The sequence below is a fragment of the Rhodococcus sp. 06-235-1A genome (genome assembly GCF_002258785.1).
Lineage (GTDB): Bacteria > Actinomycetota > Actinomycetes > Mycobacteriales > Mycobacteriaceae > Rhodococcoides.
The window spans coordinates 381,975-407,198 of record NZ_NOYI01000003.1; the positions used below are offsets into that span (position 1 = coordinate 381,975).

27 protein-coding genes are annotated in these 25,224 nt (G+C 64.7%); 20 read left to right on the forward strand and 7 right to left on the reverse strand.

Annotated elements, in window-relative coordinates:
• Positions 1-15: 15 nt before the first annotated feature.
• Entirely contained in the window at positions 16-2,694 is a 2,679-nt protein-coding gene (locus CH275_RS03680; protein WP_256990838.1) for an MGH1-like glycoside hydrolase domain-containing protein, read from the forward strand.
• Positions 2,695-2,777: 83 nt separating this feature from the next.
• The gene (locus tag CH275_RS03685; protein ID WP_094675171.1) at positions 2,778-3,884 is read left to right on the forward strand and encodes an alcohol dehydrogenase catalytic domain-containing protein; all 1,107 of its coding nucleotides are present in this window, start codon (positions 2,778-2,780) and stop codon (positions 3,882-3,884) included.
• Between the two features lie 3 nt (positions 3,885-3,887).
• Here the strand turns inward: CH275_RS03685 and CH275_RS03690 are convergent, their stop codons facing one another.
• Entirely contained in the window at positions 3,888-4,676 is a 789-nt protein-coding gene (locus CH275_RS03690; protein WP_094675173.1) for an ABC transporter ATP-binding protein, read from the reverse strand.
• Positions 4,677-4,767: 91 nt separating this feature from the next.
• Here CH275_RS03690 and dapB point away from each other — a divergent pair, with 91 nt between their 5' ends.
• The 4 genes from dapB to CH275_RS03710 are packed head-to-tail and all read left to right on the forward strand — an operon-like array spanning position 4,768 to position 7,377.
• Complete coding sequence (gene dapB, locus CH275_RS03695) at positions 4,768-5,526, forward strand: 4-hydroxy-tetrahydrodipicolinate reductase (protein ID WP_094675175.1); 759 nt, start codon at positions 4,768-4,770, stop codon at positions 5,524-5,526.
• Positions 5,527-5,576: 50 nt separating this feature from the next.
• The gene (locus CH275_RS03700) at positions 5,577-5,996 is read left to right on the forward strand and encodes a hypothetical protein (RefSeq protein ID WP_179275970.1); all 420 of its coding nucleotides are present in this window, start codon (positions 5,577-5,579) and stop codon (positions 5,994-5,996) included.
• 6 nt (positions 5,997-6,002) lie between these two features.
• Positions 6,003-6,455, forward strand: coding sequence for a flavodoxin family protein (locus CH275_RS03705; protein WP_094675179.1), 453 nt, complete (start codon positions 6,003-6,005; stop codon positions 6,453-6,455).
• Positions 6,456-6,471: 16 nt separating this feature from the next.
• The gene (locus CH275_RS03710; protein ID WP_094675181.1) at positions 6,472-7,377 is read left to right on the forward strand and encodes an alpha/beta hydrolase; all 906 of its coding nucleotides are present in this window, start codon (positions 6,472-6,474) and stop codon (positions 7,375-7,377) included.
• A 1-nt stretch (position 7,378) separates the two neighbouring features.
• On the opposite strand, the gene CH275_RS03715 is transcribed toward CH275_RS03710, so the two are convergent.
• Positions 7,379-7,822 (reverse strand): hypothetical protein, encoded by a 444-nt coding sequence (locus CH275_RS03715; protein WP_256990839.1) that lies wholly within the window; start codon positions 7,820-7,822, stop codon positions 7,379-7,381.
• 137 nt (positions 7,823-7,959) lie between these two features.
• Here CH275_RS03715 and CH275_RS03720 point away from each other — a divergent pair, with 137 nt between their 5' ends.
• The 4 genes from CH275_RS03720 to zwf are packed head-to-tail and all read left to right on the forward strand — an operon-like array spanning position 7,960 to position 12,199.
• Entirely contained in the window at positions 7,960-9,321 is a 1,362-nt protein-coding gene (locus CH275_RS03720) for an OFA family MFS transporter (RefSeq protein WP_094675185.1), read from the forward strand.
• On the forward strand, positions 9,318-9,434 hold the full coding sequence (locus CH275_RS30495) for an MFS transporter small subunit (RefSeq protein ID WP_441347266.1): 117 nt from the start codon (positions 9,318-9,320) through the stop codon (positions 9,432-9,434). The genes CH275_RS03720 and CH275_RS30495 overlap by 4 nt, the downstream gene beginning before the upstream one ends.
• Before the next feature lie 35 nt (positions 9,435-9,469).
• On the forward strand, positions 9,470-10,678 hold the full coding sequence (locus CH275_RS03725; protein ID WP_094675187.1) for a winged helix-turn-helix domain-containing protein: 1,209 nt from the start codon (positions 9,470-9,472) through the stop codon (positions 10,676-10,678).
• Positions 10,679-12,199 (forward strand): glucose-6-phosphate dehydrogenase, encoded by a 1,521-nt coding sequence (zwf, locus tag CH275_RS03730; RefSeq protein ID WP_256990840.1) that lies wholly within the window; start codon positions 10,679-10,681, stop codon positions 12,197-12,199.
• 27 nt (positions 12,200-12,226) lie between these two features.
• Here the strand turns inward: zwf and CH275_RS03735 are convergent, their stop codons facing one another.
• Positions 12,227-12,706 carry a hypothetical protein gene (locus tag CH275_RS03735; protein WP_094675189.1) on the reverse strand — a complete coding sequence of 160 codons (480 nt, stop codon included), beginning with the start codon at positions 12,704-12,706 and terminating at the stop codon, positions 12,227-12,229.
• Positions 12,707-12,857: 151 nt separating this feature from the next.
• Between CH275_RS03735 and thyX the strand changes: the two genes are divergently transcribed.
• From thyX to CH275_RS03750, 3 genes are all read left to right on the forward strand, one after another.
• Entirely contained in the window at positions 12,858-13,610 is a 753-nt protein-coding gene (thyX, locus tag CH275_RS03740) for an FAD-dependent thymidylate synthase (protein WP_094675191.1), read from the forward strand.
• 100 nt (positions 13,611-13,710) lie between these two features.
• Complete coding sequence (dapA, locus tag CH275_RS03745) at positions 13,711-14,619, forward strand: 4-hydroxy-tetrahydrodipicolinate synthase (RefSeq protein WP_094675193.1); 909 nt, start codon at positions 13,711-13,713, stop codon at positions 14,617-14,619.
• A gap of 107 nt (positions 14,620-14,726) precedes the next feature.
• Positions 14,727-16,481 (forward strand): ribonuclease J, encoded by a 1,755-nt coding sequence (locus CH275_RS03750; RefSeq protein WP_094675195.1) that lies wholly within the window; start codon positions 14,727-14,729, stop codon positions 16,479-16,481.
• 5 nt (positions 16,482-16,486) lie between these two features.
• On the opposite strand, the gene CH275_RS03755 is transcribed toward CH275_RS03750, so the two are convergent.
• Positions 16,487-17,266: a sulfite exporter TauE/SafE family protein gene (locus tag CH275_RS03755; RefSeq protein WP_094675197.1), complete on the reverse strand. Its 780-nt coding sequence runs from the start codon at positions 17,264-17,266 to the stop codon at positions 16,487-16,489.
• A 79-nt stretch (positions 17,267-17,345) separates the two neighbouring features.
• Here CH275_RS03755 and CH275_RS03760 point away from each other — a divergent pair, with 79 nt between their 5' ends.
• Positions 17,346-17,969 (forward strand): TIGR03085 family metal-binding protein, encoded by a 624-nt coding sequence (locus CH275_RS03760; RefSeq protein WP_179275952.1) that lies wholly within the window; start codon positions 17,346-17,348, stop codon positions 17,967-17,969.
• Positions 17,970-18,026: 57 nt separating this feature from the next.
• Here CH275_RS03760 and CH275_RS29840 read toward each other — a convergent pair whose 3' ends face one another.
• Complete coding sequence (locus tag CH275_RS29840; RefSeq protein WP_143546674.1) at positions 18,027-18,347, reverse strand: hypothetical protein; 321 nt, start codon at positions 18,345-18,347, stop codon at positions 18,027-18,029.
• Here CH275_RS29840 and CH275_RS03770 point away from each other — a divergent pair.
• The gene (locus CH275_RS03770) at positions 18,322-20,709 is read left to right on the forward strand and encodes a DNA translocase FtsK (RefSeq protein ID WP_094675201.1); all 2,388 of its coding nucleotides are present in this window, start codon (positions 18,322-18,324) and stop codon (positions 20,707-20,709) included. The two genes, CH275_RS29840 and CH275_RS03770, sit on opposite strands and share 26 nt — an antisense overlap.
• A gap of 91 nt (positions 20,710-20,800) precedes the next feature.
• On the opposite strand, the gene CH275_RS03775 is transcribed toward CH275_RS03770, so the two are convergent.
• Positions 20,801-21,085 carry a YciI family protein gene (locus CH275_RS03775; RefSeq protein WP_094675203.1) on the reverse strand — a complete coding sequence of 95 codons (285 nt, stop codon included), beginning with the start codon at positions 21,083-21,085 and terminating at the stop codon, positions 20,801-20,803.
• 42 nt (positions 21,086-21,127) lie between these two features.
• Positions 21,128-21,715, reverse strand: coding sequence for an amino-acid N-acetyltransferase (locus CH275_RS03780; protein ID WP_256990841.1), 588 nt, complete (start codon positions 21,713-21,715; stop codon positions 21,128-21,130).
• 140 nt (positions 21,716-21,855) lie between these two features.
• On the opposite strand from CH275_RS03780, the gene pgsA reads away from it, so the two are divergent.
• The 5 genes from pgsA (at position 21,856) to CH275_RS29355 (ending at position 25,217) form a co-directional block, all read left to right on the forward strand.
• Positions 21,856-22,548: a CDP-diacylglycerol--glycerol-3-phosphate 3-phosphatidyltransferase gene (pgsA, locus tag CH275_RS03785; RefSeq protein ID WP_256990842.1), complete on the forward strand. Its 693-nt coding sequence runs from the start codon at positions 21,856-21,858 to the stop codon at positions 22,546-22,548.
• 198 nt (positions 22,549-22,746) lie between these two features.
• The gene (locus CH275_RS03790; RefSeq protein ID WP_094675205.1) at positions 22,747-23,088 is read left to right on the forward strand and encodes a helix-turn-helix domain-containing protein; all 342 of its coding nucleotides are present in this window, start codon (positions 22,747-22,749) and stop codon (positions 23,086-23,088) included.
• A 135-nt stretch (positions 23,089-23,223) separates the two neighbouring features.
• A complete protein-coding gene (locus CH275_RS03795) occupies positions 23,224-24,033 on the forward strand; it encodes a PspA/IM30 family protein (RefSeq protein WP_094615295.1) in 810 nt (269 codons plus the stop codon).
• A gap of 110 nt (positions 24,034-24,143) precedes the next feature.
• Complete coding sequence (gene pspM / locus CH275_RS03800; RefSeq protein ID WP_179275954.1) at positions 24,144-24,944, forward strand: phage shock envelope stress response protein PspM; 801 nt, start codon at positions 24,144-24,146, stop codon at positions 24,942-24,944.
• Positions 24,945-25,043: 99 nt separating this feature from the next.
• Positions 25,044-25,217 (forward strand): hypothetical protein, encoded by a 174-nt coding sequence (locus tag CH275_RS29355; RefSeq protein WP_179275955.1) that lies wholly within the window; start codon positions 25,044-25,046, stop codon positions 25,215-25,217.
• The last annotated feature ends 7 nt before the right edge of the window (positions 25,218-25,224 follow it).

Below are 25,224 nucleotides of genomic sequence, written 5' to 3' on the forward strand. Positions count from 1 at the left end.
ACCAGACTGTGTGCCGTGACCACCAATCCCGTGAGCGTTCCCACCCCGTCCACCGTCGAACACAATCGGTTGGCCGAATCGCCCGGAGTCAGCGGACCGTGGCGCCAGTGGGGTCCGTATCTGGCGGGACGGCAGTGGGGCACAGTGCGCGAGGACTACTCCGAGGACGGGAACGCCTGGGCGTCGTTCCCGTTCGATCAGGCGCACAAGCGGGCCTACCGCTGGGGTGAGGACGGGATCGGCGGCATCTGCGACCGCTTCGGGTTCCTCAACTTCTCGTTCGCACTGTGGAACCGCAAGGATCCGATCCTCAAGGAACGTCTGTTCGGTCTTGCCAACGAAGAGGGCAATCACGGCGAGGACGTCAAGGAGTATTTCTGGGCCGTGGACGGAACACCGACCCACAGCTGGATGCAATGGCTCTACCGCTATCCGCACGCGGAGTATCCCTACGCCCATCTGCGAGAAGAGAATGCCCGACGCGGGCGTGACGACCGCGAATACGAGTTGGCCGACACGGGCATCCTCGAAGAGAACAGGTTCTTCGACGTCCAGGTCACGTACGCGAAGGCCTCGCCCGACGACATCTGCATCACCATTTCCATCACCAACCACGGGCCCGAGTCGGCATCGGTCGATCTACTGCCGCACCTGTGGTTGCGCAACACCTGGTCCTGGGGACGCGACGACCGCGGCGGCACTCTGGCCCAGCTGACCCCGCCGGATCTGCTGGCGGGTGGCCTCGAGGCCATCGCCGTCGATCACGGTTTTCTCGGTCGCTACTACCTCAGTGCCGAGGGCACGCCGTCAGTGTTGTTCTGCGACAACGAAACCAACGCAGAGGCACTGTGGGGTCAGGAGAACGTCTCGGCCTACCCCAAGGACGGCATCGGCCGTCGCGTCGTGGACGACGAGCTCGGTGCGGTCAACCCCGAGCAGACCGGAACGAAGGCTGCGTTCTGGTACCGGTTCGACGACATCGCCCCCGGCGCAACGGAATCGGTGAAGCTGCGGTTGTCGCCCAACCGGCCGGACGAGCAGACCTTCGGAGCCGGGTTCGACGCCGTGAACATCGATCGTCGGGTCGAGGCGGACGAGTTCTACGGAGCGGTGATCGGTGCCGACCTCACCGACACCGACCGGCATGTGGCGCGGCGTGCCTATGCGGGGTTGCTGTGGACCAAGCAGCTCTACCGGTACGACGTCGACGAGTGGATCGAGGGCGACAAGGTCGGCGCGCCGGCACCGGAATCGAGACAGGATCCGGGTGGGCGCAACGCGCACTGGCGTCACCTGGCGTTGGCCGATGTGATCTCGATGCCCGACGAATGGGAATACCCGTGGTTTGCGGCCTGGGACTTGGCCTTTCACGCGATTCCGCTGGCCCACGTCGACGCCGATTTCGCCAAGGAGCAGTTGGTGTTGATGTGCAGGGAGTGGGCCATGCACCCCAACGGCCAACTCCCGGCGTACGAATGGGAGTTCGGCGACGTCAACCCGCCCGTGCACGCCTGGGCTGCATGGCACGTCTACCGCATCGACGGATACCGTGATCGCGAATTCCTGGTGCGGGTGTTCACCAAGCTGCTGCTCAACTTCGCCTGGTGGGTCAACCGCAAGGACTCCGAAGGCTCGAACATATTCGAGGGTGGATTCCTCGGAATGGACAACATCGGTTTGTTCAATCGATCCGCACCGCTGCCACCCGGCTTCCGGCTCGAGCAGTCCGACGCGACGAGCTGGATGGCGTTCTACTGCCAGCAGATGTTCAAGATTGCCCTCGAACTCGCCCGACACGACAGCGCCTGGGACGACGTCGCGACCAAATTCTTCTCGCACTTCCTCTCGATTGCGAAAGCGGTCAATTCGTTCGGTTCACAGCACATTTCGTTGTGGCACGAAGAGGACGGGTTCTTCTACGACGTCCTCGTCCAGCCCGAGGGCGACGCGGTGCCGATGCGAGTTCGGTCCATGGTGGGTCTGCTGCCCATCCTCGGTGCCACCGAGATTCCGCCGTGGGTCGAGGAAGAATGCCCCGATCTCACCGCCCGCCTCCGGTGGATCCAGCGTCGGCGACCCGAGATGGTCAGTCCACTGCTGGCGCGGCGTGAGAACGGTGAGGTCCGGATGCTGCTGACACTCGTTCAGCCCGAGCGGCTCAAACGCATCCTTTCTCGGATGTTCGATTCCGAGGAGTTCCTGTCGCAGTTCGGAATTCGATCGCTCTCGGCGTCCTATCGCGAACCGGTCACTTTCGACGTGGACGGTCGCAGTCTGTCCATCGAGTACGAACCGGGGGAGTCTCGCACCGGAATGTTCGGCGGGAACTCGAACTGGCGCGGCCCGGTGTGGTTCCCGGTGAACGTGTTGCTCGCCGACAAGCTCCGCGCATACGGCCGGTACTACGGCGACTCGTTCACCATCGAGATCCCCACCGGTTCGGGCAACCACCGCACCCTCACCGACGCGGCCGATCTGATCGACAACGGTCTCGCCGGACTGTTCCGGCCGGTGGACGGCAAGCGGCCTGCCGACGGCAATCGCATCGAATCCAGTGCCGACCCGCTGTGGAGCGAGCACCCCAGTTTCAACGAGTACTTCGACGGGGACACCGGAGAGGGACTCGGGGCCACCCACCAAACGGGGTGGACGGCGCTGGTTGCACACCTGCTCAGGCCGCGTCTGCCGCTGTGAGGGCCTGCGGCCCACGTGCACGGAAACTCGTAGCCCACTACGAAGTTCCACGCACATGCGGCGCAGCCGCATAGTCTGGCGGGATGAAGATTCGCGGCGCAGTACTCGAAGAAATCGGCCGATCCCGTCCCTTCGCGGACTCGCATCCCATCACCGTCTCGGACCTCGAGCTCGGCTCGCCTGGCGAGGGTGAACTGCTGGTCCGAATCGAAGCTGCGGGCCTGTGTCACTCGGATCTGTCGGTGGTCGACGGCAATCGAGTGCGTCCGGTCCCGATGTTGCTCGGCCACGAGGCGGCCGGGCGGGTCGAGGAAGTCGGGGCGGGCGTCGACGACATCGCGATCGGCACCCGCGTCGTCATGACGTTCCTACCGCGCTGCGGCGAATGTGCCGGGTGCGCCACCGACGGCCAGATGCCCTGCATCACCGGCAGCGCGTCGAACAATGCCGGCACGCTGCTCGGCGGTGGCATCAAGTTGCACCGCGACGGCGAGGAGGTCAAGCATCACCTCGGAGTCTCCGGATTCGCCACCCACGCGGTGGTCAGCCGAAAGTCGGTGGTGGCGGTCGAGGACGACATCCCGGCCGATATCGCAGCCGTCCTCGGTTGTGCGGTACTGACCGGCGGCGGCGCGGTCCTCAACGCCGGAACTCCGAAGCCAGGACAGTCGGTGATGGTGGTGGGCCTCGGCGGAGTCGGCATGGCGGCGGTACTGACGGCGGTATCGATCGGTGCGGGTGAGGTCATCGGCGTCGACGGCGTTCCCGACAAGCTTTCCACCGCAACCGATCTGGGTGCAACACAGGTCTACTTGCCGGCCGAGCTCGTCGAGAAGGGCATCAAGGCCGACATCGTCATCGAGGCGGCAGGCAATGCCCGCGCCTTCGAGACTGCGGTCGCGGCAACGGCTCCCGGCGGCAAGACCATCACCGTCGGCCTGCCCGCACCCGACGCCCGCTCGTCCATCTCCCCCTTGGGCCTGGTGGCGGAAGCTCGCACGATCATCGGCAGCTATCTGGGTTCCGCCGTGCCGGCCCGCGATATTCCGACCTACGCCCAGATGTGGCGCGAGGGACGGCTTCCCGTCGAGAAGCTGATCTCCTCGCGCATCACGTTGGACGAGATCAACCGTGGTATGGACGAATTGGCCGACGGCAACGCGATCCGTCAGGTCATCGTCTTCGACTGAGCATCAGCTGCGGGAGGCGGTGGCGACCCAACGGCCGCGTTGCTTCGAAATCTCGATCGGATGGTCGAAGCAGACGCTGATGTTCTCGGTGGTCAGCACCGCGTCGATGGTTCCCTGCGCCAACACCTTTCCGTCGCGGATGAGCAGGGCGTGGGTGGTCGAGACCGGAATTTCTTCGAGGTGATGCGTCACCAGAATGCTCGCCAGGGTCGGGTGCTCGGCCCGCAACGCGTCGAGCGCGCTGAGGAGCTGTTCGCGGGCAGCGAGATCGAGTCCGGTGGCGGGCTCGTCGAGCAGCAACACTGCGGGGTCGGGGAGCAGGGCGCGCGCGATGAGCGCTCGGCCACGTTCGCCCTGGGAGAGCGTGTGCCACGATGCCTCGGTGCGATGGGCGACACCGAGGGATTCGATCAGCCGGTGGGCACGTGCGATCTGTTCCTCGGTGGCCGACCACCTCGGGATCAGGTCGGGAGTGTTGGTCAGCCCGGTCAGCACCACCTGGAACAGCGTCAGCGAAGCCTCGATCTTCAACCGCGGGTCGACGTGGCCGATGTGTGTGCGCAGTTCACGCATGTCCACCCGCCCGAGGCGATGACCGAGAACGTGCACGGCGCCGTGCGTGGGATGGACGACGGCTCCCAGCAAGCTGAGCAGTGTGCTTTTGCCTGCGCCGTTCGCACCGAGCAACACCCAGTGCTCGCCCTCCTCGACCCGCATCGTGGCGTCGCTGAGCAGGTATCGGCCGCCGCGGACGAGATCGACTCGGTCGGCGAACAGGACGCTTGATGTCACCGGACGACCGTAGCTGCCGCGGCGAACGGTGGAGAAGTAGGCTCTGAGGTCGGTAGAACCGACAAGACGACGAAACGAGTGTGGGTACGACGTGAGTGCAACGGCACCTGTTCGGGTAGGGGTACTGGGGTCACGCGGCAAGGTCGGTCAGGCCATCTGTGCGGCCGTCGAGGCAGCCGACGATCTCGAACTCGTAGCGACCGTCGACCAGGGCGATCCGCTGGCGAACTTCGTCGACGCGAATGCCCAGGTGGTCGTCGATTTCACCCATCCCGACGTGGTGATGGACAACCTGCAGTTCTTGATCGAGCAGGGCATCCATGCAGTGGTCGGCACCACCGGATTCGATGAGCGGCGCCTCGAGCAGGTTCGCGAATGGCTGGCGGGATCGCCGCAGACGGGTGTGCTGATCGCGCCGAACTTCGCCATCGGCGCGGTGCTGTCGATGCGATTCGCGCAGCAGGCCGCTCGATTCTTCGACTCTGTCGAGGTGATCGAACTGCACCACCCCAACAAGGCCGACGCGCCGTCCGGCACGGCGTATCGGACCGCCGCGCTCATTGCCGAGGCACGCGCGGCTGCAGGCACTCCGCCCAGCCCCGACGCGACGACGACCGAACTCGACGGCGCACGTGGTGCCGACGTGGACGGAGTGCGTGTGCACTCGATCCGGCTCGCGGGACTCGTTGCGCATCAGGAGGTTCTGCTGGGCACACAGGGGGAGACGCTGAGCATTCGGCACGACTCGCTCGACCGAACGTCCTTCGCGCCCGGAGTTCTTCTCGGAGTCCGCGAAATCGCCGGACGACCGGGGTTGACCGTCGGCCTCGATCCACTGCTGGATCTGTGAGCTGATCGACGGTGAACAAAACGACAAAGGTCCTCGCCATCATCACGGTGATGGTGCTGGTCCTCGGCTTCTACTTCTTTCTGCTCGGCCAGCGCGGTGTGACGTTGATCCAGAACGGTGGCGTGGCAAGTATCTCCCTGGGGATCGGGGTCCTGCTGCTGCCGATACTCGGGTTGTGGATCGTGTGGGCCACCCTCAAAGCCGGCTTCGACCACCAGCGGCTGGCCTCTCGCATCCACGAGGAAGGCCTCGAACTCGACGTCTCGGATCTTCCGCGAAGGCCGTCGGGACGGATCGAGCGTGATGCCGCCGACGAACTCTTCCAGCAGATCAAGACCGAGTGGGAGAAGGATCCGGACAACTGGCGCAACTCCTACCGATTGGCTCGCGCCTACGACTACGCGGGCGACCGTGGGCGGGCTCGCGAGACGATGAAACGTGCTGTGGCACTGGAACGGGCAGAGAGCTGACGCAGCGTGACGCGCACGCTACTGGTCGTTCATCACACCCCGAGCCCGCTCACTCGTGAGTTGCTCGAGTCGGTTCTCGCCGGCGCGAACGACCCCGAGATCAGCGGTGTGCACGTGCGCAGTGTGCCCGCTCTCGGGGCGACCGTTCCGGACGTTCTCGATGCCGACGGTTTCCTCTTCGGAACGCCGGCCAACTTCGGTTACATGAGCGGGGCGCTCAAGCACTTCTTCGACACCGTGTACTACCCGTGCCTGGACGCGGTTGCCGGAAAGCCCTACGGCGCATGGGTTCACGGCAACAACGACACCGTTGGTGCCGCGCGCGGTATCGAAACCATTGCGTCGGGTTGGGGACTGGAGAAGGTGTTCGAAACCGTGCACCTCGAAGCAGGCGGCAAGGCTGCGCGCGAACGATGCTACGAATTGGGCGGCACAGTCGCCGCCGGTCTGTCCGACTGACGGTTACGATCCCAGCATGGATTTCGACCGGTATGTCCGATTTCTGCCCGAGCAGTATCGGTCGGTAGCGGGGGACCGCCCCGAGTCGACGTATTGGATGTGGGGGAAGACGCGCGTCCATGTGGCGCGCGCTGCTCGGCCCGAATCCAAGGTCCGTGTCATGGCCCTGCACGGTGCCGGGGGTTACTCCGGTCTGCTGTGGCCATACGCCGCCATAGCCGCCCGTGAGGGTTTCGAGGTGATGTGTCCCGACCTGCCCTTGTACGGCGATACGGTCGTGCCGGACCCGCCGGCGGTGCGTTATCGAGATTGGATCGACCTCCTCTGTGACCTGGTCGTCGCGGAGAATGCGATCGACGAACGCCCACTGATCCTGTTCGGTGCCAGTATGGGAGGCATGCTCGCGTACGAGGTTGCGCACCGAACGGGATTGGTGGACAGGGTGATTGCCACCTGCCTGCTCGATCCGGCCGATCCTCGGGCCCGTAGAGCGGCGGCACGGTTCGACGCGCTCGGCGGGCCGGCACCACAACTGCTTCGTCTGCTCGCGGCCGTCGCGGGCCGCGTGAAAATTCCCGTCAGGTGGATGGCCGATATGGCGAACATGAGCCTCGACTCGGAGCTGTCCGAGCTCTGCTCAGGTGACCCGAAAGGCGGTGGGGTTCGTGTTCCGATCGGCTTCCTTGCGAGTTTCTTCGGCTACTCGCACATCCGACCCGAGGACTACGACGGTCCGCCGGTCCTGCTGACCCACCCGGCCGAGGACCGGTGGACCCCGCCGGACGTCAGCATCCGATTTCTCGAGCGCATTCGGTCCGACACCGAGATCGTGATGCTGGACGGGTGCGGGCACCTCCCCGTCGAGGAGCCGGGTCTGACCCAGCTCGCCGGTGCGCTGCGGGCGGTTCTGCGGACATACTGACTCAGTCGGATTCGGCGGGGGAGTCCGTGCGCAGAACGTCGTCGGCAGGGATCGGCAGCGGAACCTCGAGTAGCCGCTCCGGCCAACTCGGGTACGCGGGCCTGATCCACACCCGGTTGTCGTCGAGTTGTGTCATCAATACCCGCCGCCACGGCCAATCGTCCTGCGGTGTCGACAGATCGGTCTCGGACTCCAATGGCAGGGGTGCCTTCGTCCAATGTGGAGCCGACAGCGATGCCAGACCGCGATCCTCGAGGTGGGCGATCGCGGTCTCGATCGGGACACCCTGCGCAACGGTGATTCCGGCGGGATTGACGGCATCGACCAGATAGCCCTCGTCGTATTCGTCTCGAGTGTTCGATTCGTGCGCGACTGTCCACCCGATCACTTCGCCGTCCGAGGCCCGTCTCACCGGCAATCTGCTGCGCCACCGCTCGATGTCCACTGTCTCGAGGATACGCGGGTCAGGAAAGTGAGTTCGGTCAAGAAACTATCTCTGGTTGTGAGCATGCAGACCGGTGCCCGTGTTTGACTGCAGGGAATAGTTGAATTATGTACCGCACTCCATACCAAGGGATTTCGATGACCCTCCCCATTCTCGACCGCTCCAGAATCGTTGCCACACCCGAGTGGAGCCGCTGGTTGATACCTCCGGCAGCCCTCTCGATCCATCTTGCGATCGGCTCTGCGTACGCGTGGAGCGTGTTCAAGAACGCCATCTCGCAGCCCGACGCACTCGGACTCAGCGGAACCGTCACCGCCATACCGTTTCAGCTCGCCATCGTGATGCTCGGTCTGTCCGCCGCGATCTTCGGAACCCGCGTCGAGAAGAACGGTCCCCGCTGGGCGATGGCAGTCTCGCTGGTCTTCTTCGTGTCGGGACTGCTGATTTCCGCACTCGGCATGTCACTCGGGCAGTTCTGGCTGGTGATCTTCGGCTACGGGTTCGTGGGCGGCATCGGCCTGGGCATCGGGTACATCTCACCGGTCTCGACGCTGATGAAGTGGTTCCCGGACCGGCCGGGAATGGCCACCGGTATCGCCATCATGGGCTTCGGCGGTGGTGCGCTCATCGCGTCCCCGCTCACCAGCCAGTTGATGGTGAACTTCGGCGGTTTCACCGACGGTTCCATCGCGAAGACGTTCCTCACGCTCGGCGTCGGATACGCGGTGTTCATGGCGCTGGGAGTCGTTCTCATTCGAGTGCCTGCCGAGGGGTGGACACCGGCAGGGTGGACCCCGCCCGCGAAGTCGTCGATGATCTCGACGCACAACGTCTCGGCCGCGAACGCAGTGAAGACTCCGCAGTTCTGGCTGCTGTGGGTCGTCCTGTGCTTCAACGTCACTGCCGGTATCGGCATTCTCGAGCGCGGTTCGGGCATCTATCAGGACTTCTTTCCCGATGCGACCTCGCCCGAGTCTCTCGCCGCTGCCGCTGCAGGGTTCGTCGCCTTCCTCTCGCTGACCAACATGATCGGACGATTCGTCTGGTCGTCGGTATCCGACGTAGTGGGGCGCAAGAACATCTACCGGCTGTACCTCGGTGTCGGCGCACTGCTGTACCTCTACATCGCCCTGTTCACCAACACGAACAAGATCCTGTTCATGGTGTCGGCGCTGTTGATCCTGTCCTTCTACGGCGCGGGGTTCGCGACCGTTCCGGCGTATCTCAAGGACCTTTTCGGCACGTACCAGGTGGGCGCGATCCACGGACGACTGCTCACCGCATGGTCGGTGGCCGGTGTGTTGGGGCCGCTGATCGTCAATGCCATCGCCGACGCCGGAGAGCCGGGAACCACCGGCCGCTACCTTCCTGCCTTCTACGTCATGATCGCGTTGCTGGTCGTCGGGTTCTTGGCGAACGAAGCGATCAAGCCGGTGGCGTCGAAATTCCACGAACCCGATCACGCGGATTCTGCGACTACCACGGGAGCAAAGGCATGAGCGGCGGACAGAAGCAGGTCACGATGGTGGCCGCATGGGCGTGGGTTGCCGTGCCGTTCGCCTACGGACTGTACGAATTGATCCTCAAGGCAGCGAACCTGTTCAGCACCTGACTCGACCTGTCGGTGGACCGTGACAAGGTGGTCCGATGCAGGAGATGAGTGCAGCTGCCGCTCGTCGCACCGCTTTGGCCGCCCAGGGGTTGGCATCGAGGCGGTCGCGTACTCGGCCGGCAAGCAAGGCCGCAGTGCATGCCGCCATCGACACCACCGGTTTGCTGCAGATCGACTCGGTGTCGGTGGTGGTCCGAGCGCATTACGCGCCGGTGTTCAGCCGTGTCGGTGTCTACGACCGAACGATCGTGGACGACGCCGCATGGACCGACACGGCGCGTCGACCCCGGCGGATGGTCGAGTACTGGGCTCACGAGGCTGCGTTGCTGCCGGTCGAGGATTGGCCGCTCATGCGGTGGCGGATGGAGCTGTATCGACACGGGCGGTGGGGTGGAGCGGCCCGCATCCTCGACCGAGAACCGACCCTGGTCGATGACGTTCTGGCCGTGATCGGTGAGCACGGCGCGGCCAGCGCCGGTGAGATCGAGAAGTATCTCGACGTGGACGTGCCCGGGCGCAAGGGTCCCTGGTGGGACCGCAGCGATGTCAAGGTCGTCTGCGAACAGCTTTTCGCGGCCGGAGTGGTGAGCGTGCCCGCCCGGGCAGGGTTCGTGCGGCAGTACGAACTCAGCGAACGGATGCTTCCCGAAGACGTTCTGCGCAGGAATGTCGACGAATCGGACGCCGTACGTGCGCTGATCGAGAAGTCTTCTCGCGCACTGGGAATCGGTACCGAACCGGATCTACGCGACTACTATCGGCTCTCGCAGAAGCAGGCCAAGACCGCGATTGCCGACCTGGTTGAGGACGGCGTGCTGGAGCAGGTGTCGGTTCGAGGGTGGAACGCACCGGCCTTCCTCCATCGCGAGGCCAGAACACCGCGAACCGCAACGGCGGCCGCGCTGCTCTGCCCGTTCGATCCGATGATCTTCTATCGGCCACGAGTGGAGAGAATGTTCGGCTTTCGCTACCGCATCGAGATCTACACCCCGCAGCACAAGAGAATTCACGGCTACTACGTGTTTCCTTTTCTGCTCGACGGGCACCTGGTGGCCCGCGTCGACCTGAAGGCGGTGCGAGCGCACTCCGAACTGCACGTCATCGCCGCCTACGTCGAGGGCGACCGCGACGCCCGCGACATCGCTCCACGGCTGCGTGATGTTCTCCGAGAGATGGCCGACTGGCTCGAACTGGAACGTGTGGTGGTGGGAGAGCGAGGTGACCTCGTGGCCGCGTTGCGGTGAATGCTGCACAAGTGCACCTGTTCTGCCGAAGTGCACGCCGACGAAATCGGTGTCACTATTCCCACTGTGACTTCGCGCCGGACAGATTCCGCCTCCGAACTACCGCCCCAGGTCGTCGTGCTGTTCGGGGCAACCGGCGATCTGGCCAAACGCAAACTCCTGTCCGGGATGATGCACTTGGCCCTGTCCGATCTGGCACCGAACATTCGAGTCGTCGGCACCTCGCTCGAAGAGATGACCACCGACGAATTCCGTACTCTCGCTCGCGAATCGATCAATGCGTACTCCAGCCGTAAGGTCGGCGACGAGCAGTGGCGGCACTTCGCCTCGCGGTTGACCTACGTGTCCCAGAAGGCGGGACCTGCCGCTCTGGGGGAAGCAGTTGCCGAGGCCGAGATCGAACTGGGCGGAAGCGCCAAGCGGTTGCACTACCTCTCCGTTCCGCCCAGAGCTGCTCTGGCGGTGGTGGATACGCTCGCGTCGGCCGATCTGGTGAAGCGATCCCGGATCATCATGGAGAAGCCGTTCGGCACCGACCTCGAGAGCGCGATCGCGTTGAACGCTCGGGTGCACGAGACGTTCGACGAGGATCAGATCTTTCGGATCGATCACTTCCTCGGTAAGGAACCCGCTCAGAACATTCTGGCGTTCCGGTTCGCCAACGGGTTGTTCGAACCGATCTGGAACCGCAATTTCATCGATCACGTGCAGATCGACATTCCGGAGAAGCTCGCCCTCGACGGTCGAGCAGGGTTCTACGAGTCCACCGGCGCGTACAAGGACATGGTCGTCACGCACCTGTTCCAGGTGCTGGCGTTCATGGCGATGGAACCGCCGACGGCGCTCGAGCCCCGCGCGATCAGCGAGGAGAAGAACAAGGTCTTCCGATCGATGGTGCCACTGGACCCCAAAAGCGTTGTACGAGGCCAGTACACGGGCTACCGGTCGGAGGAGGGAGTGGCTCCCGATTCCGATACCGACACCTTCGTCGCACTCAAATGCGAGATCGACAACTGGCGCTGGGCGGGTGTGCCCTTCTATCTTCGCAGCGGAAAACGCCTCGCCGAGGGTCAGCGCATCATCTCGATCGCGTTTCGCGAACCTCCGAAGAGCATGTTTCCGGCAGGCTCCGGTGTCGGTGCGCAAGGCCCCGACCACCTGACCTTCGACCTCGCGGATGCGTCCAAGGTGTCGCTGTCGTTCTACGGCAAACGGCCCGGTCCGGGGATGCGCCTGGACAAACTCAGCATGCAGTTCGCCATCCAGGAAACCGAGCGAGTCGGCGACGTTCTCGAGGCGTACGAGCGACTCATTCTCGACGCCATGTACGGCGATCACACCCTGTTCACCACGGCCGAGGGCATCGAGCGCCTGTGGCAGGTGTCCGAGCCGCTGCTCGCCGATCCGCCTCCGGTCCGGTTGTACTCACCGGGATCGTGGGGGCCGAACGCGATTCATCAACTCATCGCCCCACACGCATGGCGGTTGCCGTTCGAGCGGGAGTGGCGCGAGAAGAAGTAGGGCCCGGCTCTCGATCGAACCCGGAGCTCAGTTGTTCCAGCCGCGATCCTTGCGCATCTGGTCACGCAGAGCGCCCTGAACTGCCTGCGACAACCACGAATTGAGCGAGACGCCGCTGTTGTTGGCTGCGTCCTCGGCGCGTTCCTTGATCTGCTCGACCAGTCGCAGCGTCACCCGCCGTACCTCGCCGGACACGTCGTCCATCGTCGGGTAGTCCTCGGTGACGGCGTCGTGCGGTACGCCGTCGTGCAGATCGGGCGTCGGGCGGTCGCGTCGAACATCGGCGTGCGCCTGCGTGCCGTCGAGACGAACGGTCACCGTATGGCCGTCAAGATCGTTCGATACCTCTGCTGCGAAGTCCGACAGCGCGGTGAGCAACATCAATCTGGCCGACGCTTCGGCTGTTTTTCCCAGCGCTTCCGCCGTCTGCCGGGTGTGTTCGTCTCCCAGAGCCGCGGCGGCGAGAAGGTCGGTTCGCAGTGACTCGGTGTACCTGTCCAGTTCCATGACGCCAGTGTGACGTCACACATGATGTCAGTCAAGCCTCGCTGGTGGCGTCCTATGGCGTCCTATGGCGTCATAGTGGCGTCATCTGCGGCCGAACATCGGCGTCCCCGATTAGGGTTGTGCGGTGTCATCAGAAAATGTAGGTAGTGCCGTGCCGCGAACCGTCGCGCTGAAAGTGCAGCTGGTTGCCCGTACCGAGTTCGTGCCGCCGCCGGACATCCCCTGGGAAACCGATGCGGACGGTGGACAAGCACTGGTCGAGTTCGCCGGGCGTGCGTGCTATCAGAGCTGGTCCAAACCCAATCCTCGGACCGCCACCAATGCGTCGTATCTGCGTCATCTGCTCGATGTCGGACACCTGTCGGTCCTCGAACACGCGAGCGTGAGCTTCTACATCACCGGTATCTCTCGCTCGTGCACGCACGAATTGATCCGTCATCGGCACTTCTCCTACTCCCAGCTCTCACAGCGTTTCGTCCCGGAGCACGACGCCAATGTCGTTCTCCCGCCCGCGGTGGAGGGCGACCCCGAGCTCGAGGCGTTGTTCGCGTCGGCGACGGAGGCGAGTCGCGCGGCGTATACCGAGCTGCTCGGTGCACTCGAAGGAAAGCTCGAATCGGTCACCAATGCCGCTTTGCGCGGCAAGCAGGCGCGGCAGGCGGCCCGGTCGGTGCTTCCGAACGCGACCGAGACCCGAGTGGTGGTGAGCGGGAACTACCGTGCGTGGCGACATTTCGTGTCGATGCGTGCATCGGAGCACGCGGACGTCGAGATTCGTCGCGTGGCCGTCGAATGTCTGCGTAAGCTCGTGGAAGTAGCTCCCGATGTCTTCGGCGACTTCGAGATCTCGACGTTGCCGGACGGTACGGAAGTGGCTCGCAGCCCGTTCGTGACCGAGGTCTGACGGCGAGGTTCGGTCGCGGCGGTGACGGGGTATGTGCACGTGTCGCCAGCGGGGAGTCCCGCTGCGCGAGAGTGGGCAAAGCACCGGGTAATCTGCTGCCATGACCTACGGTGACGCCGCTCCTTCCGTTGCGCCTGTGTTCGGTACGGTGCTCACCGCCATGGTGACCCCGTTCACAGCAGACGGTAAGTTGGATATCGATGCAGGCGTTCGGCTGGCACATCACCTCGTAGAGCAGGGCAACGACGGATTGGTTCTGGCCGGAACGACGGGCGAATCGCCCACCACCACCGAGAACGAGAAGCTCGAGCTGCTGCGCGCGGTGATCGCCGCGGTGGGCCATCGAGCTCGGATCATCGCCGGGGCCGGCAGCAACGACACCGCTCACAGTGTGGAGCTGGCCCGCGACGCCGCCCGTGCAGGCGCGCACGGCCTCCTTGTCGTCACCCCCTACTACTCGCGGCCACCGCAGGCCGGCTTGTACGCCCACTTCACCGCGGTCGCCAATGCCTCCGATCTGCCCGTGATGCTCTACGACATTCCGCCGCGTTCGGTCGTCCCCATCGAGACCGAGACCCTGCGGCGGCTCGCCGAGCATCCTCGTATCCTCGCGGTCAAGGACGCCAAGGGCGATCTGAACGCCGGCGCCGAGCTGATCGCCTCGACGGGCTTGCAGTTCTATTCCGGTGACGACCCACTGAATCTGCCCTGGCTCTCGGTCGGTGCAACCGGCTTCGTCAGCGTCATCGGCCACCTCGTCCCGGCTCGCCTGCGCGAGCTGCACACCGCCTTCATGATGGGCGACATCGCACGCGCACAGGCCATCAACGTCAGCCTCATCCCGGTCATTCGTTCGGTCGCACGCCTCGGCGGCGTCAGCGCCTCGAAGGCCGGCCTTCGCCTCATCGGACTCGATGTGGGCGACCCACGACTTCCCCAGGTGCCACCGAGCATCGACCACATCGAATTGCTCGCAGCGGAGCTGCGGGCGGCAGGAGTTCTTGTATGACACGACCGAACAGATCGCGCGGACGCGCAACCCGCAATGCCGGACCCCCCTCCGAGCGCCCGGCCCCGAAGCAGGGCCAACCGGCAGGAGCCCGTCAGGGCAAGCCGATGGTGCAGAACTCGGCGCGAACTCAGCGACCGGACAAGCGCCGCGAGTTCGATCCGACCGAACGTCTCGGCACCCCGCCGAAAGCACCGTTCAAGGGCCTGCGCGTGGTCGCACTCGGTGGTATCGGCGAAATCGGTCGCAACATGACCGTCTTCGAGCACCAGGGCAAGTTGCTGATCATCGACTGCGGCGTCCTCTTTCCCGAGGACCAGCAGCCGGGTGTCGACCTGATCCTGCCCGACTTCCGGCACATCGAGAACCGCATGGCCGACGTCGAGGCGGTGGTTCTGACGCATGGTCACGAAGACCACATCGGAGCAGTTCCGTTCCTGCTCCGACTGCGTCCCGACCTGCCCGTCGTCGGATCGAAGTTCACCCTCGCGTTGGTAGCGGCGAAGTGCCGGGAGCATCGGTTGCGACCGAACCTCGTCGAGGTCATCGAAGGGCAGCACACTCAGCACGGCCCGTTCGACTGCGAGTACTTCGCGGTGAATCACTCGATTCCCGACGCATTGGCCATCGCCATCAGGACCGACGCCGGTCTGGTGCTGCACACCGGTGACATCAAGCTCGATCAGCTGCCGCTCGACGGTCGTCTGACCGACCTGGCCGGCTTCTCGCGGCTCGGTGACGAAGGCGTCGACCTGTTTCTGGTCGACTCCACCAATGCCGAGGTTCCCGGATTCGTCACCCCCGAGCGCGAGATCGGCGGCGTGCTCGACACCGTCATCGGCAAGGCGAAGCAGCGCGTCATCGTCGCGTCGTTCGCCAGTCACGTGCACCGGATTCAGCAGGTCATCGACGTGGCCGAGCGGTACAACCGCCGAGTGGCGTTCGTCGGCCGGTCGATGGTGCGCAACATGCAGATCGCTCAGGACCTGGGTTACCTGAGGGTGCCCGACGGCCTCGAGGTCAACGTCGACACTGCTGCAACCCTTCCCGACGATCGGCTGGTGCTCATTTCCACCGGGTCGCAAGGCGAGCCGCTGTCTGCGCTGTCCCGGATGGCTCGCGGCGAACATCGCCAGATCAACGTCAAGGCGAACGATCTCGTGGTGCTGGCCTCCTCGCTCATTCCTGGCAACGAGAACTCCGTGTTCGCTGTGGTCAACGGCCTCGCCAAGCGTGGGGCTACCGTCGTGACGCAACAGAACGCGAAGGTCCACGTCTCGGGCCATGCATCGGCGGGCGAACTGCTGTACCTCTACAACGCGGTTCGGCCCACCAACGCCATGCCGGTGCACGGCGAGTGGCGTCACCTGCGTGCCAACGCCGCGCTGGCCAAGGCGACGGGCGTTCCGGAGGATCGCGTGGTGCTGGCCGAGGACGGTGTGGTGGTCGACATGGTCGATGGCCTCGCCGAGATCGTCGGACAGGTGCCCGTGGGGCATGTCTACGTCGACGGCCTGTCGGTCGGCGACGTCGGTGACTCGACGCTGTCCGATCGGTTGGTGCTGGGCGAGGGTGGCTTCATCGCCATCAGCGTTGCCGTCGATTCGGCGACGGGCCGTGCGGTGACCGCACCCGAGGTGTCCGGTCGCGGTTTCTCCGACGATCCGGCCGCGCTCAAGGAGGCCGGTCAGCTCGTCGAGGCGGAGCTGCAGCGTCTGGCGTCGGACGGTGTGTCCGATACCCACCGCATCGCGCAGGCGGTGCGGCGCGTCGTGGGTCGTTGGGTAGCGGACAAGTATCGCCGTAAGCCGATGATCGTTCCGACCATCATTGCGGTCAAGCCGCAACCGCAGTCCACGTAGATCGGTCAGACGAGCAGTCGCCACAGCCCGATCAGACCGAGAACGACGATGGCACCGCGCAGGGCCGCCGGCGAGAGCCGGCGGCCGTAGCGTGCTCCGACGGCACCGCCGATCAGGGATCCGACCGCGATCAGTCCGGCAGCCTGCCAGCTGATGTCGTCGAATCGAAAAATCGTGTATGTCACTGCGGCAACGACATTGACGACCAGGGACAGCAGATTCTTGGCCGCGTTCATCCGCTGCATCGTCTCGGGTAGCAGTGCCCCCATCACGCCGATGAGCAGAATGCCTTGCGCGGCAGTGAAATAGCCGCCGTAGATGCCGACCAGCAGAGTGCCGATGGTGACCAACGCCATTCGGCCGCGACCGATCTGGTTTGCAGCCTTGCCCGCAGCTTCCGACCGCCGTTTGGCCCAGGCTTGAATTCTCGGTTGTGCGACAACGAGAATCAACGCACCGATGAGCAGTACCGGCACCACTGAGGCGAACACTTTTTCCGGTAGGTGCAGCAGCAGCCATGCTCCACCGAGCGCTCCGACGAAGGATGCGGGCAATTGCCACCGCAGTCGATGCCACTGCCCGCGCAGTTCTCGGCGATACCCCCACGTGCCCGAGACGCTTCCCGCCACCAATCCGACTGCGTTGGACATCGTGGCGACCACCGGGGGATACCCGAACGCGACCAGAGTCGGAAATGTGATCAACGTTCCGGAACCGACGACGGCGTTGATGGCCCCGGCACCGAGGCCGGCGAGCAGGATGACGAGAATTTCCGATACCGGCACTGTTGGGAGGTTACCCAGACAAAAGATGGGATCTCGCGGCAGGATGCCGCTGGTTCCGTCTGGCCGTAGCCTGGAGCGCGTGAGCCTTGCCCAGGATGAACGTTCCCAACTGGTTCGGACCCTTCTCGACGTGGGTCCCGACGCGCCGACGCTGTGCGGTGAGTGGACCGCCGCCGATCTGGCCGCCCATCTCGTCGTTCGAGAGCGACGCCTGGACGCCTCGCCTGGCATCCTTCTGCCTCCGCTGGCCGGCTACACCGAACGGGTTCAGCGGTCCGTGGCACGTCGACCGTTCGCGGCCGTGGTCGAGGATGTTCGTACCGGTCCGCCGATGTGGTCGCCGTTCGCTCTCCTGGATCCGTTGATCAATCTCGGCGAGATGTTCGTCCACCACGAGGATCTGCGCCGGGCGAGCGGGGCATGGACCCGACGGGTCCAACCGGCGGCAGTGGAGACGCGTCTGTGGTCGCAGGTTCGATTGATCGGCCGGGCCGGTCACCGCTCCGCGCCCGTTCCCGTGCTCGTCCGGACCCCAGACGGTCGAACAGGCACGTTCAAGGGTGGCTCCGGTGCCGGTGTGACGGTGGTGGGGGAGCCGTCCGAACTGCTTCTCTACGCATTCGGTAGGGACCAGGTGGAGGTCGAGTACGAGGGTTCGGCGGGAGACATCGCTGCCGTGAAAGCGCTCGATCTCAGTTTCTGACGTACATCCCATCCGCTGTTACTGGTGTTGCGGATGGTTTCGACGGGGCTGTTGCGACTAACCTGGGTGCATGGCAGGAAAGACCAGCACCTCCACGGCCAGGGCCGGATCCAGCGGATCCGGCTCTTCGCGCGCGTCCGGTACGGCTCGGAAGTCCGGGAGCGGCCGCACCGCACGTACCGTCACGACGCCGAAGAAGCCCACCGCGCCGCGCAATCCGGCCACCACTCGGGCGAACGCCGCGTCTCGCAAGTCGCCGGCGAGGGGTGCGTCGTCGCGCAGGCCTGCGGCCAAGAAGAAGTCACGCGGTGCCCTCGACGCCATCGGCCGCGGCATCTCGTCCACCTGGTCGATGGCCGCGCGCGGTGTCGGTGCCACGACCAGGACGGTCGGCAAGGCCGCCGACATCGAGCACGGCCACCGTCGGGACGGAATCGCCCTCGGGCTGATCGCCGTCAGCGTCGTGGTTGCCGCGAGCGTCTGGTTCAGCGCCGGGGGACCGCTCGGCGAGTGGATCGAGGTGGCCATCCGCGCCGTCATCGGTGAAGCCGGATACGTGATACCCGTGCTGGGTGTCGCGATCGCTGTCGTTCTGATGCGCTCCGAACCGCGTCCGGAGGTACGGCCACGACTCGTCCTCGGCTCGCTTCTTCTCGGACTCCCGATCCTCGGCCTGTGGCACATGGCCACCGGCTCGCCGACCGACGCGCCGGGCCGGGCCGAGGGCGCGGGCTTCGTCGGTTACGTGGCAGGCGGTCCGATCGCCGACGGTCTCACCGTCTGGTTGGCGGTGCCGCTGCTGCTGCTCGCCGGCCTGTTCGGAGTGTTGCTTCTCACCGGCACCACCGTGCGCGACGTGCCGGACCGGATGCGTGCACTGTTCGGCACCGACAGTCGCGGCGACGAATACGAGGACTACGACCCGGCAGACTTCGGTTCCGAATTCGGAGACGAGGGCTACGGCGACTACGACTCCAACTTCGACGCCGACGGCTACCCGGTCCACGGCGGTGCCGACCCGTACGACAACTACCCGACCGAGGAGTACATCCCGGTCGCGAAACCGCCACGTGCCCGAAAGACCCCGGCCCCGGAAGCAGCCACCGAGGTCATCGCGCCTGCGGCCGCTGCACCTGCGCCCGCCGCACCCGAACGGCCCAAGCCCAAGCCGATCGTCAAGGCGGCCGAACCGAAGCCGGCGGCCGAGGACGACAAGATCGTCGTCGACCGCGTCGTCGATGGGGACTACACGCTTCCGTCGTTGTCGCTGCTCATAGACGGCGACCCGCCCAAGACCCGCAGCCAGGCCAACGACGCGATGATCGAGGCCATCTCCGAGGTGCTCGAGCAGTTCAAGATCGACGCCGCGGTCACCGGTTTCACCCGAGGCCCCACGGTCACTCGCTACGAGGTGGAGCTCGGCCCCGGCGTCAAGGTCGAGAAGATCACCGCGCTCGCTCGCAACATCGCCTATGCAGTCGCGACCGACAACGTGCGTCTGCTCGCGCCAATTCCGGGCAAGTCCGCAGTCGGCATCGAGGTACCCAACTCGGACCGCGAGATGGTGCGACTCGCCGATGTGCTGACGGCACCGTCGACGCGCAAGGATCATCATCCGTTGGTCATCGGTCTCGGCAAGGACATCGAGGGCGACTTCGTCAGCGCGAACCTCGCCAAGATGCCGCACTTGCTGGTGGCCGGTTCCACCGGATCGGGTAAGTCCAGCTTCGTGAACTCGATGCTGGTGTCGTTGCTCGCGCGAGCGACACCGGACGAAGTCCGGATGATCCTGATCGACCCGAAGATGGTCGAGCTGACGCCGTACGAGGGTATTCCGCACCTCATCACCCCGATCATCACGCAGCCGAAGAAGGCAGCTGCGGCTCTGGCGTGGCTCGTCGAGGAGATGGAGCAGCGTTACCAGGACATGCAGATCAACAAGGTCCGACACATCGACGACTTCAACAAGAAGGTGCGCTCCGGCGAGATAACCGCACCGTTGGGCAGTGAACGCGTCTATCGGCCGTACCCGTACATCCTCGCGATCGTCGACGAGCTGGCCGACTTGATGATGACCGCTCCGCGCGACGTCGAAGAGGCGATCGTGCGGATCACGCAGAAGGCGCGCGCCGCCGGTATCCACCTCGTACTCGCCACGCAGCGTCCTTCGGTCGACGTGGTCACCGGCTTGATCAAGACGAACGTGCCGTCGCGACTGGCCTTCGCCACGTCGTCACTGACGGACTCGCGGGTCATCCTGGATCAGCCGGGCGCAGAGAAGCTGATCGGCATGGGAGACGCACTGTTCCTGCCGATGGGTGCAGGTAAGCCGACGCGTCTGCAGGGTGCGTTCATCACCGACGAGGAAATCGCTGTGGTCGTCGACTTCGCCAAGAACCAGGCCGAGCCCGAGTACAACGAGACCGTCACCGCAGCGAAGGTCTCGGACAAGAAGGACGTCGATCCGGACATCGGCGATGACCTCGACGTGCTGTTGCAGGCAGTCGAGTTGGTGGTGACGAGTCAGTTCGGTTCGACGTCGATGCTGCAGCGCAAACTACGAGTCGGATTCGCCAAGGCCGGGCGATTGATGGATCTGATGGAGAACCGCGGAGTGGTGGGCCCGAGTGAGGGGTCCAAGGCGCGTGAGGTGCTGGTCAAGCCGGACGAGCTCGACGGTCTGCTGTGGTCGATCAAGGGTGGCGACCCGGACGAGCAGCCTGCGTCGGACGAATTCTGAGGCTCCCCGTTCGCGTGAATGGACCACTGCAGCCGTCTCGGCGGTGTGCAACGGTCCATTCACGCGAACGGGGTCAGCGGGCGCTGGCCGATCAGGACGTGAAGGTGCCCATGACGGGCGTCCACTCGTGGAAGGTCGCCGACTCGATGAGGTTCTCCACCGCGAACGGATCCTGGGCGAAGAGTGTCTCGACGGTGGCAGCATCCGGGCCGTCGACCAGTAGCAGCGCTCCGCTGCCGTCGGCGTACGGACCGCTCGAGACCAGAGTCTTCTTCTCCAGCAGTTCGGCCAACCATGCTCGGTGGGACGCGCGATGGGTGTCGCGACCGTCGGTGGTGGTGGGGGAGTAGGTGTAGCTGACGGCGATCAGGGGCATGGAACTCTCTTCCGCATTCGAGGGGTGATGTCCAGAATTCTGTCAGAGGGACAGCAGCATTCGGGTGTTGCCCAGGGTGTTCGGCTTGACGTAGCTCAGGTCCAGGAATTCCGCCACGCCGGTGTCGTACGACCGACACATCTCGGCGTACACCTCGGCTGTGACGGGGGTTCCGTCGATCTCGGCGAATCCGTGCCGGGCGAAGAAGTCCACCTCGAACGTCAGGACGAACACCTTCTGCAACGCCAGATCGCGCGCGACCTCGATGAGTTTGGCGACGATGAGGTGCCCGGCACCGTGCCCCTTCGCAGCGGGATCGACTGCCACTGTGCGCACCTCGCCGAGGTCGGCCCAGAGCACGTGCAGCGCGCCGCACCCGATGATCTCGCCGTCGCGCTCGGCGATCCAGAACTCCTGCACTGCCTCGTACAGCGTGACGAGGTTCTTCTCCAGCAGAATGCGGCCGGCATAGATGTCGATCAAGCGCTTGATTTCGGGAATGTCCGAGGTCTTGGCACGACGCACGACGAGGGTGCCGTCGTGTGTGGGACGGCGGTCCACGGGGTCGGAGTGCACGTCGGATTCGGGATCTGCGGTGTCGCGACTCGCCCGATTCGGCCCAGAAGTCATGGGGTGAACAGTAGTCAGTACTTCAACCGATAAACTTTTCGTGTGTCGTTCAGTGAGCTGTGTCCCCGTCTCGGCGGGTCGATGCTGCGCGAAGGCGGCCACTCGGCCGGATGCGTCGTCCGAGGCTCGCGAGTGCGCCGATGACCGGGCCGGTAGCACCCGGTCAGGGTGTTCCGTCGAGCGGACGGCTTCCCGGCAGCGGTGCCTCCGGCGCGGGGAATGTCGCGCGCAGCAAGGACCTGCCACACGGTAACGCCACTCCCGGCGGACCGGACGAAGTGCCGTTGCTCAACGTCGCCAATGTCTTGACAGTGCTCCGAATCGCACTCGTTCCGGTATTTCTCGCCGCGCTCTTCGTCGGCGACGGCCACGACACCGGCTGGCGGCTGATAGCAACCGCGATCTTTGCCGCTGCCGCCATCACCGACCGGATCGACGGCCAGTTGGCTCGCAAATACGGTCTGGTGACGGATTTCGGGAAGATGGCCGACCCCATCGCAGACAAGGCCTTGATCGGTGCCGCGCTTGTCGGATTGTCGATGTTGGGGGACCTGTCGTGGTGGGTGACGGTAATCATCGGGGTTCGGGAGATCGGCATCACGATGGTGCGGTTCGCCGTCATACGGCACGGCGTCATTCCTGCCGGACGTGGCGGGAAGATCAAGACTCTGGTGCAGACGTTCGCGATCGGGGTGTATCTGTGCCCGCTTCCGACCGTGATCGATCCTGTTGCGATGGCGCTGATGGCTCTGGCTGTACTGCTGACCGTGTACACCGGTCTGGACTACGTGGTGCAGGCCGTCCGCCTGCGCCGAGGCGTGTCCTCCGCATGAACTCGTCGGCGGGATACAGTCTTGGCAGCCGTGTCGTAGCTGCTTCGGCGCGTGTTCGAGTGAACTGGCATATAGGGTCGGGAACCAATCGGACCGACTGGGACGTTGAACATCGTGACGGCTCCGGACGAACGACAAATGAACGTTGCCGTCTCGGCGGCTCGGCCGTCGGCACGAACACCAACGAGGAGGAGCGAGATGGCGCTGCTATTGCGTGAAGCACTCGGTGACAGTTTGCGGCGTACTCGCGTCGCACAGAGCCGAACCCTGCGTGAAGTCTCGAACACCGCACGCGTGAGCCTCGGGTACCTCTCGGAGGTGGAACGTGGTCGCAAGGAGGCGTCGAGCGAGCTCCTCGCTGCGATCTGCGACGCTCTGGCCGTGCCGCTCGCAGACGTGATGAGCGATGTCAGCGTCACGCTGTCCGACGCATCGATCGCGGCCGCTCGGCCCGAGGACGCGGTTGTCGCGACTCGTATCGACGGCGATACTCGCGTCGTGATTCCCGCACCTGCTGCCAGAGCTCTCGCTGCCGCCTAAGATCGGAAAAGTACTCGGTTTCCATTCCTGACCCACACGACTTTCTCAGCACGGACAGGTTCATTTCGGTCACTGCGAGAGCAGCCGACCCGCACGCGGCCACCGCGGCGCAACAGATGGAGGCAGGACCACCCCATGGCTAATCCTTTCGTCAAAGCCTGGAAATACATGATGGCGCTCTTCAATTCCAAGATCGACGAGAAGGCCGACCCCAAAGTTCAGATTCAGCAGGCGATCGAAGACGCACAGCGACAGCACCAGGCTCTGTCCCAGCAGGCTGCGTCCGTCATCGGTAATCAGCGTCAGCTCGAGATGAAGCTCAGCCGTCAGCTGGACGAGGTCGAGAAGCTCAACGCCAATGCTCGGCAAGCAGTGACGCTGGCCGATCAGGCCGCCACCGCGGGTGATATCGAAAAGGCCACGCAGTACACCAACGCAGCAGAGGCGTTCGCAGCCCAGCTCGTGACTGCCGAGCAGAGCGTCGAAGACCTCAAAGTTCTGCACGATCAGTCCTTGCAGGCGGCCACCCAGGCCAAGAAGGCCGTCGAGCAGAATGCCATGGCTCTGCAGTCGAAGGTCGCAGAGCGTACCAAGCTGCTCAGCCAGCTCGAGCAGGCGAAGATGCAGGAGAAGGTCAGCGAATCCCTGCGGTCGATGGACAGCACGCTGTCCGCGCCCGGCAACACCCCGAGCCTCGACGCTGTTCGCGACAAGATCGAACGTCGTTACGCCGACGCTCTCGGCTCCGCAGAGCTGGCTCAGAACACGGTCTCCGGCCGCATGATGGAGGTTCAGCAGGCTTCGGTGCAGATGGCGGGTCACAGCCGTCTCGAACAGATTCGTGCATCGATGGCGGGCGATTCGCTGCCGTCGGGCAATGCCGCTGCCAAGCCCTCTATCGCCAAGTCCCCGGACGCCACCCCCGAGCCTCCGGCTCAGGCGTGACCGGCCGAACCAACAGCTCGAACGCCTGACACGCCCTCGACATGGGTACCAGAGAACACGAATTCGGCCGGCCGCGTAAGCGGCCGGCCGTTTCGTTCGATCGAGAATCCGTGACCTCTGCCGTGGCGGACCCGGGTGCGATGGTGCGGTCTCTCGCGGAGACCGCCCGTGGTGTCGGCACGTCGATACTCGATGCTGCCGGACGCCGAAAAGACCCCCGTGCGAAGCATTTCAAGAAGATCCGCCGGGCCAGACGGCGCGGCATCAGGTTCGGTGCCGCCTCCACCACGACGGCGGTGGGTACCGCGGGAATGGCTGCACTGTCCGCCCCGGAGTGGACCCTGTTCGTCGGTGGCGGAGGTGCTGCCCTGATGGCCGTTCCGGCTGCATTCGCGATCACCCGGTTGCGGCGACTGCGATCGCAGCCGGTACCGGTGGGGATTCCGACCAAGCGGGTCCTGCCTCAGCGTGGATCGGCCGCGTACGAGTCGATGGCCAGGCTGGCCGGAGCGGAGCAGGGTTTGTTCGAGCTCCTCGGGATCCTGGCGAGGTCCGAGACGATCGGTACCGACGACGTGGAGGAGATGATCGGCGTGGCCTCCGACGCGGCCCGAGGTCTCGAAGGCGTTGCCGTCGACATCGCGGCTCTGGAACGTGCCGGCGCGGCCAGTGCCGTCACTCGTGAACATCTGCTCGGTGGAATCGCCTCGGCTGCAGCCGATCTCGAGACCGGTGTCGAGCAGTACGAGCAGCTCGTCGCGGCCGCAGGACGCATGACCGGGCCGGCCGGATTCGGATCGACGACAGTGGTGGATTCGCACCGCCGTGAGCTGCTGTCGGCCACCGATCGATTGCAGGGGTGGGCGGAGGCGCTGACCGAAATCGACCGGATCCGGGCTCGCCACCGCTGAGACAATTCAGGGTTCACCCCGATGTATTCGCGATGCTCCGATGCCAGGATCGAGGTACGCGACACGACACGGTGCGCGGCGACACGGCAGGAGCATCACATGTTCTGGAAAGTTCTCGGGTTCATCGTTCTGATCTGGATTGCGCTCGCGCTTCTCGGCACGATCATCAAGGGTGTGTTCTGGCTCGTGGTAGCCGGTGCCATCGTGTTGGGACTCGTAAGGCTGTACAAAGCGATCTCGTCCGACAACGACCACCCTTCGCTCAAGTACTGACTCGGCG

What these genes read in the sequence shown, in the direction of transcription:
- CH275_RS30495 (WP_441347266.1), top strand. Translation starts at nt 9,318, where the DNA reads ATGAGCGGCGGACAGAAGCAGGTCACGATGGTGGCCGCATGGGCGTGG.
- CH275_RS03750 (WP_094675195.1), top strand. Translation starts at nt 14,727, where the DNA reads ATGGTGCAGAACTCGGCGCGAACTCAGCGACCGGACAAGCGCCGCGAG.
- dapA (WP_094675193.1), top strand. Translation starts at nt 13,711, where the DNA reads ATGACCTACGGTGACGCCGCTCCTTCCGTTGCGCCTGTGTTCGGTACG.
- CH275_RS03720 (WP_094675185.1), top strand. Translation starts at nt 7,960, where the DNA reads ATGACCCTCCCCATTCTCGACCGCTCCAGAATCGTTGCCACACCCGAG.
- CH275_RS03685 (WP_094675171.1), top strand. Translation starts at nt 2,778, where the DNA reads ATGAAGATTCGCGGCGCAGTACTCGAAGAAATCGGCCGATCCCGTCCC.
- CH275_RS03795 (WP_094615295.1), top strand. Translation starts at nt 23,224, where the DNA reads ATGGCTAATCCTTTCGTCAAAGCCTGGAAATACATGATGGCGCTCTTC.
- CH275_RS03725 (WP_094675187.1), top strand. Translation starts at nt 9,470, where the DNA reads ATGCAGGAGATGAGTGCAGCTGCCGCTCGTCGCACCGCTTTGGCCGCC.
- CH275_RS03780 (WP_256990841.1), bottom strand. Translation starts at nt 21,715, where the DNA reads ATGACTTCTGGGCCGAATCGGGCGAGTCGCGACACCGCAGATCCCGAA.
- CH275_RS03700 (WP_179275970.1), top strand. Translation starts at nt 5,577, where the DNA reads ATGGTGCTGGTCCTCGGCTTCTACTTCTTTCTGCTCGGCCAGCGCGGT.
- pgsA (WP_256990842.1), top strand. Translation starts at nt 21,856, where the DNA reads ATGACCGGGCCGGTAGCACCCGGTCAGGGTGTTCCGTCGAGCGGACGG.
- CH275_RS03735 (WP_094675189.1), bottom strand. Translation starts at nt 12,706, where the DNA reads ATGGAACTGGACAGGTACACCGAGTCACTGCGAACCGACCTTCTCGCC.
- CH275_RS03710 (WP_094675181.1), top strand. Translation starts at nt 6,472, where the DNA reads ATGGATTTCGACCGGTATGTCCGATTTCTGCCCGAGCAGTATCGGTCG.
- CH275_RS03775 (WP_094675203.1), bottom strand. Translation starts at nt 21,085, where the DNA reads ATGCCCCTGATCGCCGTCAGCTACACCTACTCCCCCACCACCACCGAC.
- CH275_RS03790 (WP_094675205.1), top strand. Translation starts at nt 22,747, where the DNA reads ATGGCGCTGCTATTGCGTGAAGCACTCGGTGACAGTTTGCGGCGTACT.
- CH275_RS29355 (WP_179275955.1), top strand. Translation starts at nt 25,044, where the DNA reads ATGTTCTGGAAAGTTCTCGGGTTCATCGTTCTGATCTGGATTGCGCTC.
- zwf (WP_256990840.1), top strand. Translation starts at nt 10,679, where the DNA reads ATGCTGCACAAGTGCACCTGTTCTGCCGAAGTGCACGCCGACGAAATC.
- CH275_RS03770 (WP_094675201.1), top strand. Translation starts at nt 18,322, where the DNA reads ATGGCCGCGCGCGGTGTCGGTGCCACGACCAGGACGGTCGGCAAGGCC.